At 49.6% G+C, this 13,751-nt stretch carries 12 protein-coding genes; 7 read left to right on the forward strand and 5 right to left on the reverse strand.

The window, feature by feature from the left end; all coding sequences use genetic code 11:
• Nucleotide 1 precedes the first annotated feature (1 nt).
• Both rimO and MPL1_RS05025 read right to left on the reverse strand, forming a co-directional pair.
• A complete protein-coding gene (gene rimO / locus MPL1_RS05020) occupies nt 2–1,312 on the reverse strand; it encodes a 30S ribosomal protein S12 methylthiotransferase RimO (protein ID WP_009726041.1) in 1,311 nt (436 codons plus the stop codon).
• A gap of 112 nt (nt 1,313–1,424) precedes the next feature.
• A complete protein-coding gene (locus MPL1_RS05025; RefSeq protein ID WP_009726042.1) occupies nt 1,425–2,375 on the reverse strand; it encodes a 1-phosphofructokinase family hexose kinase in 951 nt (316 codons plus the stop codon).
• Between the two features lie 120 nt (nt 2,376–2,495).
• On the opposite strand from MPL1_RS05025, the gene MPL1_RS05030 reads away from it, so the two are divergent.
• Both MPL1_RS05030 and dinG read left to right on the forward strand, forming a co-directional pair.
• Nucleotides 2,496–3,509, forward strand: coding sequence for a 2-hydroxyacid dehydrogenase (locus MPL1_RS05030; RefSeq protein WP_009726043.1), 1,014 nt, complete (start codon nt 2,496–2,498; stop codon nt 3,507–3,509).
• Nucleotides 3,499–5,580 (forward strand): ATP-dependent DNA helicase DinG, encoded by a 2,082-nt coding sequence (dinG, locus tag MPL1_RS05035; RefSeq protein WP_009726044.1) that lies wholly within the window; start codon nt 3,499–3,501, stop codon nt 5,578–5,580. The genes MPL1_RS05030 and dinG overlap by 11 nt, the downstream gene beginning before the upstream one ends.
• 49 nt (nt 5,581–5,629) lie before the next feature.
• Here dinG and MPL1_RS05040 read toward each other — a convergent pair whose 3' ends face one another.
• The 3 genes from MPL1_RS05040 to pyrC all read right to left on the reverse strand — a co-directional run bounded on the left by MPL1_RS05040 (nt 5,630) and on the right by pyrC (nt 7,763).
• Nucleotides 5,630–5,911, reverse strand: a complete 282-nt coding sequence (locus tag MPL1_RS05040; RefSeq protein WP_009726045.1) for a peptidylprolyl isomerase — start codon at nt 5,909–5,911, stop codon at nt 5,630–5,632.
• 51 nt (nt 5,912–5,962) lie between these two features.
• Nucleotides 5,963–6,637 (reverse strand): type 1 glutamine amidotransferase domain-containing protein, encoded by a 675-nt coding sequence (locus MPL1_RS05045; protein WP_009726046.1) that lies wholly within the window; start codon nt 6,635–6,637, stop codon nt 5,963–5,965.
• Nucleotides 6,638–6,710: 73 nt separating this feature from the next.
• A complete protein-coding gene (pyrC, locus tag MPL1_RS05050) occupies nt 6,711–7,763 on the reverse strand; it encodes a dihydroorotase (protein ID WP_009726047.1) in 1,053 nt (350 codons plus the stop codon).
• A gap of 167 nt (nt 7,764–7,930) precedes the next feature.
• On the opposite strand from pyrC, the gene MPL1_RS05055 reads away from it, so the two are divergent.
• From MPL1_RS05055 to MPL1_RS05075, 5 genes are all read left to right on the forward strand, one after another.
• On the forward strand, nt 7,931–9,673 hold the full coding sequence (locus tag MPL1_RS05055; protein ID WP_009726048.1) for an acetolactate synthase 3 large subunit: 1,743 nt from the start codon (nt 7,931–7,933) through the stop codon (nt 9,671–9,673).
• Complete coding sequence (ilvN, locus tag MPL1_RS05060) at nt 9,673–10,167, forward strand: acetolactate synthase small subunit (RefSeq protein ID WP_009726049.1); 495 nt, start codon at nt 9,673–9,675, stop codon at nt 10,165–10,167. Before MPL1_RS05055 ends, ilvN begins: the two co-directional genes overlap by 1 nt.
• 50 nt (nt 10,168–10,217) lie before the next feature.
• Nucleotides 10,218–11,231, forward strand: coding sequence for a ketol-acid reductoisomerase (gene ilvC, locus MPL1_RS05065; protein WP_009726050.1), 1,014 nt, complete (start codon nt 10,218–10,220; stop codon nt 11,229–11,231).
• Between the two features lie 113 nt (nt 11,232–11,344).
• Nucleotides 11,345–12,100 (forward strand): CDP-diacylglycerol--serine O-phosphatidyltransferase, encoded by a 756-nt coding sequence (gene pssA, locus MPL1_RS05070; protein ID WP_009726051.1) that lies wholly within the window; start codon nt 11,345–11,347, stop codon nt 12,098–12,100.
• A 118-nt stretch (nt 12,101–12,218) separates the two neighbouring features.
• Complete coding sequence (locus tag MPL1_RS05075) at nt 12,219–13,751, forward strand: 2-isopropylmalate synthase (protein WP_009726052.1); 1,533 nt, start codon at nt 12,219–12,221, stop codon at nt 13,749–13,751.

Below are 13,751 nucleotides of genomic sequence, written 5' to 3' on the forward strand. Positions count from 1 at the left end.
CTCAGACCAGTTTGGCCCAGAGGTCGTGTTCGTCGGCTTCTTCAAACTCAACCCGAACAATATCGCCCACTTTCAGGTGGGTGGCGTGGTCGATAAACACCTGCCCGTCAATTTCAGGTGCATCCGCCCGGCTGCGGCCAACCGCGCCTTCTTCGACCACTTCGTCGATGATGACCCAGTCTTGTTTGCCAACTTTTTGTTGGAGCCGTTGGGCACTGATCTGTGCCTGTTTTTCCATAAAGCGGGCAAGGCGTTGTTCTTTGACTGCTTCTGGCACCGGATCCGGTAAGTCATTGGCTACAGCACCATCGACCGGTGAATATTTAAAAGCACCGGCTTTGTCGAGTTGGGCAGCGTCGAGAAAGTCCAGCAGCTCTTCAAACTCCTGTTCGGTCTCACCTGGGAAACCCACGATAAAGGTACTGCGCAGGGTGATATCCGGGCAGATTGCGCGCCAGGCCTGAATGCGTTCCAGATTGTTTTGTGATGAGGCAGGGCGTTTCATCAATTTCAGAATTCGCGGGCTGGCATGTTGAAACGGAATATCCAGATAAGGCAGGATTTTGCCTTCGGCCATCAACGGTACCACATCATCGACATGTGGGTAGGGGTAAACATAGTGCATACGCACCCACACACCCAGCTCACCAAGTGCTACAGCAAGATCTTGAAAGCGTGTGGCGATCTCCTGACCCTGCCAGGGAAAGCTTTGGTATTTCAGATCCACCCCGTAGGCACTGGTATCCTGCGAGATCACCAATATTTCTTTGACGCCAGCATCTGCAAGGCGTTTGGCTTCGGCCACCACTTGATTGACCGGGCGACTGACCAGATCGCCACGCATTGAGGGAATAATGCAGAAAGTGCAGCGATGATTACAGCCTTCTGAAATTTTCAGGTAGGCATAATGACGTGGAGTTAACTTAATGCCCTCAGGTGGCACCAGACTAGTGAAGGGATCATGTACTGGCGGCAAATGTTTATGAACGGCGCTGACGACTTCTTCCAGTGCATGTGCGCCGGTGATTTCCAGCACTTGCGGATGTTTTTCACGGATCGTGTTATCGCGGCTACCAAGACAGCCAGTGACAATGACTTTACCATTATGCGCGATAGCTTCACCGATGCTTTCCAGTGATTCTTCGACCGCCGAATCGATAAAGCCGCAGGTGTTCACTACCACCAGATCGGCATCGTCGTAACTCGAGGAAATATCGTAACCTTCTGAACGTAGTTTGGTGATAATGCGTTCGCTGTCTACCAAAGCTTTGGGACATCCGAGACTGACAAAGCCGACTTGGGGCGTTTTCATGCGCTAATCCTGAAAATGAAGCGGCCAACAGTTTAGCGATTAATCAGGTTTTTCGCTATTTATATGACTTGGGCCTGAGCAACCGTCAGCTACGGTGACTGAGGATGCCGATTCAGATATCCAGTGTTTTGATTTTGACCCTGTCTCTGAAATCAGCGAGCTCATGACCGCTGAATAATTCAGTGCCGGGATGCATCACAGTGCCTGCGCCACATGCGATGCCATAGCGAAGCGCTGTCTGTGCTTGACCATCAAGACTGAAACCAGCCACCAGGCCGGCGACCATTGAATCACCGGCTCCGACAGTGGTGTTGACTGGCACCTTGAGCGCTTTTGCGTGATAACTGTTGTCAGGACCGACAATAATGGCACCCTCAGCACCGAGTGAGACACAGACATATTGCACACCATGATTCTGTATCTGACGGGCACTGTGTGCAATAGCTTCGCGCGTATTCAAGCGAACATTTAATAGCGTCTCAAGCTCGTATTTATTCGGTTTGATCAGAAAAGGTCTTGCTGCGATGGCTGACTTCAATACCACGCCATGGCTGTCTACCACCGCTTTCCCACCCTGAGCGTGAATGTTTTCAACCAGCTGTGCATAGAGACTGGTGGGTACATCTGGTTGTAAGGAACCGGTGAGAATGCCAAAGCCTTGTCCCGTTTGCTGCAAAAAATCCTCGGTGACTGATTCGAGTTGCCGAGGGCTGATTGGCGTGCCGGCATCGACGATTTGGAATTGATTGTGACTTTCAGTTTCGATGACTGTGCTGTTGATGCGGGTTTCGCCGTCCACCTGGTGATATGTGACGTTATTCAGTTGTTGCTGCAGCATCTGTTTGAGAATTTCGCCAACAGCGCCGGCGATGACACAGAAGGTCGTTGATTCGAATTTCATTCGCTGTAGCGCACGCCCTACATTGATTCCGTTGCCACCTGGGTCGTGCCTGGCAGCATCTGAGCGAGACTTTTGCTCTGGAATCAGTCTATTGACGTGATAAGTCACATCCAGCGCAGGATTCAGACATAGTGAGGTAATTTTGGCGGCTTCGCTTGTCATGAAACTGCTCCATTGTCAGGTTCGATATCAGTGTATGCGAATTACTCTTCGAATGACATCAGTCAGTAAATTAAGCCTGCTAAGATGTGCTTTGAATTTGTTTCAAAGGAAAGATTAATCATGGCAAAACCGTTGCATATTGCTGTGTTCAGTGCAAAACCATACGACGAGAAGTTTTTGTTGGCTGCCGCAACCGAATCAATGGTGATGTGTTGTTACAAAGTGGATTTAAACCCGATGACCGCCACCATGGCGCATGGTGTTGAAGCGGTAAGTGCCTTTGTGAATGATGATTTGTGCCGGGCCACACTGGAAACATTGGCTGCGGGCGGCACGCGCCTGATTGCCATGCGCTGTGCGGGCTACAACAATGTTGATTTGAACGCCGCTGCCGAACTGGGCATTCGAGTCGTCAATGTACCTGCCTATTCACCTTATGCCGTGGCTGAGCATACCATCAGCCTGATGCTGGCTCTCAGTCGTAATTTGCCCAGAGCCTTTAACCGCGTTCGTGATGGTAATTTTTCTCTGGACGGACTGCTCGGATTTGATTTTTATCAAAAAACCGTCGGCATTATTGGCGGCGGCAAGATTGGTCGATTGGTAGGCGAGCGTATGCTGGCATTTGGCTGCAAGGTGTTGGTGTTTGACCCATACAACGTTGAAGTCTGTGAGCAAATGGGCTTTGAAGTGGTCGATTTTGATCGACTGATTGCCGACAGTGACATCATCACGCTGCATTGTCCGCTGACACCTGAAACACGTTATCTGATTAATCACGATGCCATTGCCAAAATGAAGCGCGGAGTCATGTTGATCAATACCAGTCGTGGAGCATTGATGAACACCCGTGCCTTGCTGTCCGGACTCAAATCCGAATACATCGGTTATCTTGGCATCGACGTTTATGAACAAGAGGGCAGCTTGTTTTTTGAAGATCATTCCAACGAGATCATCAAAGACGATATTTTTGTCCGATTGACGACTTTTCCCAATGTAATTGTTACCGGCCATCAGGCGTACTTTACTCATGAAGCCCTGCGACATATTGCAGACACGACCGTTAACAGTATTGATGCCTTCATTCAGGGCGATGAGTTGATTCACGAAGTCAGGAGAAACCTTGCTGGATGATCTTTTCCGGCGCATCGAAAACTCGATGCCTGGATTCACCTTACGGCCACAGCAAAGAGCGATGAGTCAGTTTATCGCTGATTCTTTGCGCCGTCCGGCTGGACGCAAAGTCGCCATTGTTGAAGCGCCCACGGGTGTTGGTAAAACACTGGGCTATCTGACCGGGGCAATCCAGACTGCGCTTGAAAGTAAAAAATTACTGATCATCAGTACCGCCACAGTGAATTTGCAGCAACAGTTGATTCGCAAGGATTTACCGGCGTTTGTTGACTGCCTGCCCGAGCCTGTCAAATTTGTTCAAATCAAGGGCCGCAGGCGATATTTATGCCCCAGTAAATTGATTCAACATACCGATGCGCCTGAACAACAATTGTTGGAATTGTCGGTCGATGAGCGTTACACACAGGAAAAGCGCCGCCAACAGTCAAAATCGCTGCTGGAAGTTTGGCAATCAAATCGTTGGGATGGTGATAGAGATCACTATGAAGACAATATCGATCCGCAGCTTTGGCACGAAATCTCCACAGACTCTGAAGGTTGTATCGGCAAGCAATGTTCCCAGTTTCTCAGCTGTCCTTATTACCGGCTGCGTCGAGAAATGCAGGAAGCACAGATTGCCGTAGTCAATCACGATCTGGTGCTCAGTGATGCCGATTTGGGCGGTGGACTGGTACTTCCCAATCCGGAAGAGGCCATTTTTGTATTTGATGAAGCCCATAAACTGCCACAAAAAGCACTGGACCATGCGGCTAAAGCATTGGACTTCATTCAGCTTTACCAGACCGTAGAGCTGGCAGACAGTGTTTTGAAAAAAATCCCCGAGACACTGGCCATGCGTCAGCATGATTTTGGTTTTATGTTGATGGAGTTACGCCGGGATCTGCCTGCGGTGCTCAGTCTGTTACAGCAACTTGAGACTTTGTTAATCAGTGATCCTTTGGTTCAGTCGCTCATCAAAGGCGAGGTCAGCGAGCCACGGATCTTCTGGGACAGTCCTTTGACGCAAGCCATGCTGACACCCTGTACCGGCTTGTATCAGCATGCCAATACCATCTACAAGCATTATTCGCTGTTTGCCAAATGGCTCAAGGAAGCCCTGGAAAACAGGCAGATCATCAATCGTGTGGCAGAGCGAATCCTGCCGCAAATCGGCACTGTTCAAAATACTTTTGGTTATCTCATCGACTTTTTGAATTTGTTTTTGGATGAGGATCAGCCGGATCGTCCTCCTAATGTTCGCTGGATCGCCAGAACGGTCACCCAGAAGCAAGATACGTTGGTTGTGCATGCCGGGCCGATGTCGGCGGCGGGCTTTCTGGATCGCAGTTTATGGTCGCGAGCCTATGGTGTGGTGATGACTTCAGCCACCCTCAGAGGTATGGGATTATTTCGTCGTTTTCGCTCGGATGCAGGTTTACAGCGTTTTGATCAGCAACATTTTCTGGCGGTGGCATCACCTTTTGATTACGGCAATCAGGCGGTATTGGCCTTGCCGGCCATGCAAACTCTGCCGAATATTCAACCTGAGCTATGGCAGCGGGAAGTGGCCGGTATTTTGGGAAATATAATTGATCCAAAAGCAGCCACACTGGTTCTGTTTACAGCCAAGAGCACCATGGATGAAGTCTATCGGCGCTTGCCGCCGGTGCTGAGTCGGCAGATCTTGTTACAGGGAGATCAACGCTCTGCCAGAGAAATGGTCGCCGAACATATTCGACGTGTTGAAGCGGGGCAGGGCAGCATTATTTTTGGCATGGACAGTTTTGCCGAAGGGGTCGATCTGCCCGGTGATTTATGTACGCATGTCATCATCACAAAACTGCCTTTCCCCGTGTTTACCAGGCCGATTGAGCAGGCGCGTCAGGAGTGGATACTCAAACAGGGTGGTCAGCCGTTTATCAGCTTGTCCTTGCCTGCGGTCAGTATTCGATTGATTCAGGCCTGTGGCAGGTTATTACGTAAGGAAACCGACAGCGGTCGAATCACCATTCTGGATCGGCGATTGTTGACCAAGGCTTATGGCAAGCAACTACTTGAGCACTTGCCTGATTATCGACTGGATCTGCAATAAAAAAACCCGGTCGGTGACCGGGTTTTAAAGTGTTTTTTTGCTTTCTGCTTTATTCAGTACGGCTGGTGACTTCCAGCAGGTGGTAACCAAACTGGGTTTTGACCGGGCCTTGAACTGTTTTCACAGGTGCTGAAAACACCACCTTGTCGAATTCAGGCACCATCATGCCGGGGCCAAATTCACCCAAATCACCACCTTGAGCGCCTGACGGGCAGCTTGAGTATTCTTTGGCGATGTTGGCAAAATCCGCGCCTTGTTCGATTTCGCGTTTCAGTTCCAGGCAGATTTCTTCACTATCGACCAGAATGTGGCGTGCCGTTGCTTTGCTCATGATGACTCCCATATTGGAAAAAATTGATAAAGGATAGCAATTTGCTGATGTTCAGGCTAATTGTTGCACCAGTGCCTGTGCGGCTGCAGCAGATGAGGCCGGGTTCTGGCCGGTAATTAACTTGCCGTCAACACAAACGAAGGGGGCCCAATCATCGCCTTTTTGATAATTTGCACCCAGTGTTTGCAGAGAGGTTTCCAGCAAAAAGGGCACCACATCAGTCAGGCCAACCGCCGCTTCTTCACTGTTGGAGAAAGCAGTGACATGCCTGTCCTTTAACAAGGGCTGACCATTCAGTTGCACGTTGACCAGCACCGCCGGCGCATGACAGACCGCCGCGACCGGTTTGTCTGCACTGAGGAAGTTTTCGATAAGCTGGATTGAGTGCTTGTCGTTGATCAGATCCCAGAGCGGGCCATGACCACCGGGGTAGAAAACTGCGTCGTAGTCGTTTGCTTGAATATCTGACAGCTTCAATGTCGATGCCAGTGCTTTCTGCGCCTGTGGATCATCGGCAAACCTGCGAGTGTCATCGGTTTGAAAATCAGCCAGTTCGCTCTTGGGATCCAGAGGAGGTTGTCCGCCTTTGGGAGAGGCGAGCACGATGTCATGCCCCGCATCAAGAATCCTGTAGTAAGGCGCTGCAAACTCTTCCAGCCAGAAGCCAGTTTTTTCGCCCGTGTTACCCAGCCTGTCATGAGAGGTCAGAACAAAAAGAACTTTCACAGATAAACTCCTTTTGGTTATTTACACGCAGAATAAGGCTGTATGAATAACCTGCAAGTTCCTGTTAAAGCAATCAATCGGCGATGACTTTCCAGTGAATGTGCTCACCCGCGCGCATCGGAACCAGCGCCGACTCTGCAAACGGGTAGCTTTCCGGTACCTGCCAGCTTTGTTTGGTCAGTGTGATGCTGTCCTGATTGCGTGGCAGACCGTAAAAGTCAGCGCCATTGAAGCTGGCAAAGGCTTCCAGTTTGTCGAGTGCGCCCACGGACTCAAACACTTCAGCATAAAGTTCAATAGCTGCATGCGCACTGTAGATGCCAGCGCAGCCACACGAAGTTTCCTTGGTGTGTTGAGCATGAGGCGCACTGTCAGTGCCCAGGAAAAATTTTCGATGACCACTGGTAGCCGCCCGGATCAGCGCCTGCTGATGTGTGTTGCGTTTTAGAACTGGCAGGCAATAGTGATGAGGGCGTATACCACCAACCAGCATGTCATTTCTGTTCAACAATAAGTGATGCGGGGTAATGGTCGCTGCCACCTTATCGTGAGAGGCGTTGACAAACTGCACTGCATTTTCGGTTGTGATGTGTTCGAACACGACTTTCAATTCTGGAAACTGTCGCAGCAACGGGGACAAGATGCGTTCAATGAAAACCTTCTCCCGATCAAATACATCAATATCACTGTCGGTCACTTCACCATGTACCAGAAGTGGCATGCCGACTTTTTGCATGGCTTCCAGTGCATCACGACAATGTTGCAGATTGGTCACGCCAGCGTCTGAGTTGGTGGTGGCGCCTGCCGGATATAATTTGACCCCTTGGACAATGCCGCTTTCTTTCGCGCGGATGATTTCATCCGCGGAAGTATTATCAGTGAGATACAGCGTCATCAGTGGTTCGAATACGCTGCCTTGGGGCTTGGCACCCAGAATGCGCTGATAATAGGCCTGTGCCATTTCAGTTGTGGTTACAGGCGGGCGCAGATTAGGCATGATGATGGCCCGGCCAAAGTAGCGAGCAGTGTCGTAAACCGTGCGCACTAGTGCATCGTTGTCGCGAAGATGCAAATGCCAGTCATCCGGACGCGTAATGGTGAGTGTTGGTGTATTTGATGTAGTCATGGCTGCAAATTATGCCACAGCATTGCGATCACTCCGATAGTGGTTTTTTTGTGAACCGCTAACATGCTTGAAAAACGCGCTTTTTCTTGACCTGAAGTGGCATTACAAGTAACTTTACACGTTTGATATTTTGTTGGTTATATGACCGCGACTGAGAGGGGACGCAGGTGGAACTGAGTGGTGCCGAGATTCTGGTCCATTGTCTGAAAGACGAAGGGGTTGAGTATCTGTTTGGCTATCCGGGTGGTGCAGTGCTGCACATTTATGACGCACTGTACAATCAGGAAGACGTCAATCATATCCTCGTGCGTCACGAACAGGCAGCAACGCATGCTGCTGACGGATACGCACGAGCTACTGGCAAGCCCGGCGTCGTGCTGGTGACTTCTGGCCCTGGTGCAACCAATGCAGTCACTGGTATTGCAACCGCCTATATGGATTCTATTCCTATGGTTGTCATTACCGGTCAGGTGGCGACTGCCAATATCGGCAGCGATGCCTTTCAGGAAGTTGACTCTGTCGGTATTACCCGTCCTTGTGTCAAACATAACTTTCTGGTGAAAGATATTCATGATCTGGCCGAGACCATCAAGAAAGCCTTCTACGTGGCAACTACCGGTCGTCCCGGACCGGTAGTTGTTGACGTGCCCAAGGATATTACCGATCCGAATATCAAGATCCCGTATCACTATCCCAAGCAAGTCAACATGCGTTCCTACCAGCCGAAGGTAAAGGGACACCCGGGCCAAATCAAAAAGGCGGTGGATCTGTTACTGAGTGCCAAACGGCCGATGATTTATACCGGTGGCGGCGTTGTGCTAGGCAATGCGTCTGAGCAGTTACGCAAGTTTGTTCGTACATTGGGTTATCCAATTACCACGACACTGATGGGCCTGGGTTCATACCCTTGGAACGATCCGCAGTTTCTCGGCATGCTTGGAATGCACGGCACCTATGAAGCCAATATGGCCATGCATGATTGCGATGTGCTGATTGCGATTGGTGCTCGTTTTGATGATCGCGTGACAGGCAAGATTGCTGAATTCTGCCCGGATGCTGAAATTATTCATATCGATATCGATCCATCATCAATCTCTAAAACCATCACGGTTGATGTACCTATCGTGGGTAACGTTGCTGATGTGTTGGATGATATGAACAGCCAGCTTGAACTGAGCAGCAAGAAACCTAACAAAAAAGCGCTGGATCAATGGTGGAAGTTGATTGAGAGCTGGCGTGCCAAAAAGTGCATGTCCTACGATCGCAACAGCGACCAGATCAAACCGCAAGCTGTTATCGAAATCTTGCACGAAATCACCAAAGGTAATGCCTATGTGACTTCGGACGTAGGTCAGCATCAAATGTGGGCCGCGCAGTACTACGGTTTTGACAAACCTAACCGCTGGATTAACTCAGGTGGCCTGGGCACCATGGGCTTCGGTTTGCCTGCGGCCATGGGTGTTCAACTGGCATTTCCTGAGGAGACGGTTGTTTGTGTCACCGGTGAAGGCAGTATTCAAATGTGCATTCAGGAGCTGTCTACCTGCTTGCAATACGGACTGCCGGTGAAGATTGTGGCATTGAACAATCGCTATCTGGGCATGGTGCGCCAATGGCAGGAATTCTTCTATCAAAACCGCTACTCGCATTCCTACATGGAATCATTGCCTGATTTCGTCAAATTGACCGAGGCCTATGGTCACGTAGGTATTCGTATCGAAAGGGTAGAAGACTTACGTCCAGAAATGGAAAGAGCGTTTGCAATGAAAGATCGTCTGGTATTTTTGGATATCGTCACCGATCAAACTGAAAATGTTTATCCGATGATTGCACAGGGCAAAGCACACAACGATATGCACATGTCGCCTTACGCTGATTTACCTCAGGATCCAGAGCGGGAGTTATCTTGATGCGCCATATCATTTCTATCCTGATCGAAAACGAAGCAGGCGCATTGTCTCGTGTAGCCGGGCTGTTTTCTGCGCGTGGCTATAACATCGAATCTTTGACGGTAGCGCCTACAGAAGATCCTTCATTGTCACGCATGACAATTGTGACAACTGGTACTGACCGCATCATTGAGCAAATCACCAAGCAGCTCAACAAGCTGATTGATGTAGTGAAATTGATGGAGTTGAGCAGTGGATCACACATCGAGCGTGAAATGATGCTGATCAAAGTCAAAGCGGCGACCATGGCGCAGCGTGAAGATGTCAAGCGACTGGCAGATATCTTCCGTGGCCATATTATCGATGTGACCACCACGACTTACACAATTGAATTGACCGGCTCTGGACAAAAGCTGGACTCGTTCATTGAAGCGCTGGCTGAACACAAAATACTTGAAACCGTTCGCAGTGGCGTTTCCGGCATTGCGCGCGGTGAGAAAAGCCTGCAGATCTGATCTGTGTTTCACGGCAACCCTATTGAAAACCAAGGAATCTAATAATGAGTTTGAACATCTACTACGACAAAGACTGTGACCTGTCGATTATCCGCGGCATGAAAGTCGCTATCATCGGCTATGGTTCTCAAGGCCATGCGCATGCCTGCAACCTTAAAGATTCTGGTGTGGACGTAACGGTTGCCCTGCGTGCCGGTTCTTCTTCTATTGCCAAAGCACAAAGCGCTGGTTTGAACGTTTCTGACAACGTCGGTGAAGCGGTTAAATCTGCAGATTTAGTCATGGTACTGACACCGGATGAGTTCCAATCTCAGCTTTACAAAAACGAAATCGAACCAAACTTGAAACAAGGTGCGGTACTGGCCTTTGCTCACGGTTTCGCCATTGTTTACAACCAAATCGTACCGCGTAGTGACCTTGACGTTATCATGATCGCTCCGAAAGCACCGGGTCACACCGTGCGTAGCGAATTCACCAAAGGTGGCGGTATTCCAGATCTTATCGCTATTGAGCAAGATGCTTCTGGTAAAGCTAAAGCCGTTGCTTTGTCTTACGCCTCTGCCATCGGCGGTGGTCGTACTGGCATTATCGAAACCACTTTCCGTGATGAAACAGAAACCGATCTGTTTGGTGAACAAGCAGTATTGTGTGGTGGTGCGGTTGAACTGGTTAAAGCCGGTTTTGAAACCCTGGTCGAAGCCGGTTACGCGCCTGAAATGGCTTACTTCGAGTGTCTGCACGAGTTGAAGCTGATCGTTGACTTGATGTACGAAGGCGGTATCGCCAACATGAACTACTCGATTTCTAACAATGCCGAGTACGGTGAGTACGTCACAGGTCCAAAAGTCATCAACGAAGAAAGCCGTTGGGCAATGCGTGAAGCACTGAAAAACATCCAGGAAGGCAAGTACGCCAAGCAATTCATCCTGGAAGGGCAAAGTGGTTACCCAGAAATGACAGCAATGCGTCGCCTGAATGCAGAGCACCCAATTGAACAAACTGGTGCAAAACTGCGTGAAATGATGCCTTGGATCCAAAAAATCGTCGATAAGTCCAAAAACTGATCATCAAAGACGGGATCTAGCAGCGGGGATGGTTGTGCAAACAACCATCCCCGTTTTGTTTCGGTGGTTTGCAATGTCATAATGACACTACTGTATGTTGGAGCAATCTCAGGATGGTCAATCAGGACAAACAACAAAAACGCGGTATATATCTGTTACCCAATCTGTTCACAACAGCTGGGCTGTTTGCAGGGTTTTATGCCATTGTCGCGGCCATGAGAGGTGAGTTTAACGTAGCGGCCGTGGCAATTTTTGTCGCGATGATTATGGACGGTCTGGATGGCCGAATCGCGCGAATGACCAATACACAGAGTGCATTTGGGGCCGAATATGACAGCCTGTCTGACATGGTGGCATTTTGTCTGGCTCCGGCCCTGGTCATGTTTGAATGGGCATTGGCCGGATTGGGTAAGTTTGGCTGGATGGTGGCATTTATCTTTGCTGCATGCGGTGCATTGCGTCTGGCGCGTTTTAACACTCAGATCGGTATTGCGGATAAACGCTATTTTCAGGGATTACCAAGTCCAGCCGCCGCAGCCTGTATCGCCGGTTGGGTGTGGGCTGGAACCAGCAATGAACTGGATCCGGTATTACTGACTGCGGTGGCGATTCCGCTGACACTGGTTTGCGCTATTTTGATGGTGAGCACTGTCCGTTACCACAGTTTTAAAGAGCTGGATTTGCGCGGCAAAGTACCCTTTATGGTCATGCTGGTGCTGGTATTGGTCTTTGCGCTGATCGCCATCGATCCACCGCTTATCCTGTTCACTACCTTCTTTATCTATGCGATGTCTGGACCTGCCTTGACCCTGATAAAGCTGCGTCAGCATCGACAGGAAAGGGCACAGGCCAAAGAATCCAACCAATAATAAAAACAGATGTACGCAGCTTGGACAGAAAAAATTCGGTCTGAGACTTTAATTTGTGCACGATGACTACCAGATAACTTGCTGAAGATGATGGCAAAGCCGCCAGAACGGAGCTGATATGACAGATAAATTGATTATTTTTGACACCACATTGCGTGATGGCGAACAAAGCCCTGGTGCTTCCATGACCAAGGAGGAAAAAGTACGCATTGCCAAAGCGCTGGAGCGAATGCGTGTTGACGTGATTGAAGCCGGTTTTCCGATTGCGAGTATCGGTGATTTTGAAGCTGTTCAGGCGGTCGCTGCGGCAGTCAAGGACAGTCGGATTTGTGGACTTGCCCGGGCACTTGATGCTGATATTGACCGGGCGGGTGAAGCGCTGAAACCAGCCAATGCCTCACGTATTCATACCTTTATTGCTACCTCGCCGATTCATATGAAGATGAAGCTGCGAATGGAGCCAGAGCAAGTTATCGAGAATGCGGTAAAAGCAGTTAAAAGAGCGCGCCAATATACTGATGATGTTGAGTTTTCTCCTGAAGATGCCGGGCGAAGCGATCCGCAGTTTTTGTGCCGGGTGCTGGAAGCGGTCATTGATGCAGGTGCCTCGACTCTGAATATTCCTGATACGGTCGGTTACAACCTGCCGCATCAGTTTGGTGATCTCATCAAAATGCTGCGCAATACCATTCCCAACGCGGATAAGGCGATTTTTTCAGTACATTGTCACAATGATCTGGGGCTTGCCGTGGCAAATTCACTATCTGCTGTCATCAATGGTGCTCGGCAGGTTGAATGTACCATTAATGGCTTGGGTGAACGTGCCGGCAACGCGGCACTGGAAGAAGTCGTGATGGCAGTTCGGACCCGTCAGGATGTGTTTCCTTGTGACACTAATATCGACACTACTCAGATTGTGACTGCCTCAAGACTGGTTTCAGGCATTACAGGTTTTGCTGTGCAGCCCAACAAGGCCATTGTGGGCGTCAATGCGTTTGCTCATGAGTCGGGTATTCATCAGGATGGTGTTCTTAAAAGCCGTGAAACCTATGAAATCATGCGAGCAGAAGATGTGGGCTGGCATACCAACCGCATGGTGTTGGGTAAACATTCTGGTCGAAATGCTTTCCGTACTCGTTTACAGGAACTGGGCATTGAGCTTGAGTCTGAAGCAGAACTGAATGCCGCATTTACCCGCTTTAAAGAGCTGGCCGATAAAAAGCATGAAGTTTTTGATGAAGACTTGCAGGCGCTGATCAGCGACACTATCGACGTTGAAAATGAGCGTATTCGTCTGGTGTCACTGAAAGTGTGCAGTGAAACAGGTGAAACACCGGTAGCTTCGGTGACGCTTGCTTTTGATGATGACGAAGTGCACATCGAGATGTCGGGAAGTGGTCCGGTGGATGCCGTCTATAAAGCGATTGAGTCAATGGTGCAAAGTCATACCGAGTTGCAGTTGTATTCAGTCAACAACATCACCAGCGGTACCGATGCACAGGGCGAAGTCAATGTCCGGCTTGAAAAAGGTGGTCGTATTGTCAGCGGCCAGGGAGCGGATACCGACATTGTGATCGCTTCGGCCAAAGCTTACATCAATGCTTTAAACAAGATGTTGCTGCCAGCAGAACGGGCGCACCCGCAGGTTTGA

Origin of the sequence: Methylophaga lonarensis MPL (assembly GCF_000349205.1) — a bacterium.
Taxonomy (GTDB): domain Bacteria; phylum Pseudomonadota; class Gammaproteobacteria; order Nitrosococcales; family Methylophagaceae; genus Methylophaga; species Methylophaga lonarensis.

Excerpts from the sequence above, each read along its gene's own strand:
- MPL1_RS05040 (WP_009726045.1), bottom strand. The coding sequence starts at position 5,911 with ATGAGCAAAGCAACGGCACGCCACATTCTGGTCGATAGTGAAGAAATC.
- MPL1_RS05030 (WP_009726043.1), top strand. The coding sequence starts at position 2,496 with ATGGCAAAACCGTTGCATATTGCTGTGTTCAGTGCAAAACCATACGAC.
- MPL1_RS05075 (WP_009726052.1), top strand. The coding sequence starts at position 12,219 with ATGACAGATAAATTGATTATTTTTGACACCACATTGCGTGATGGCGAA.
- ilvN (WP_009726049.1), top strand. The coding sequence starts at position 9,673 with ATGCGCCATATCATTTCTATCCTGATCGAAAACGAAGCAGGCGCATTG.
- pyrC (WP_009726047.1), bottom strand. The coding sequence starts at position 7,763 with ATGACTACATCAAATACACCAACACTCACCATTACGCGTCCGGATGAC.
- MPL1_RS05025 (WP_009726042.1), bottom strand. The coding sequence starts at position 2,375 with ATGACAAGCGAAGCCGCCAAAATTACCTCACTATGTCTGAATCCTGCG.
- rimO (WP_009726041.1), bottom strand. The coding sequence starts at position 1,312 with ATGAAAACGCCCCAAGTCGGCTTTGTCAGTCTCGGATGTCCCAAAGCT.
- pssA (WP_009726051.1), top strand. The coding sequence starts at position 11,345 with ATGGTCAATCAGGACAAACAACAAAAACGCGGTATATATCTGTTACCC.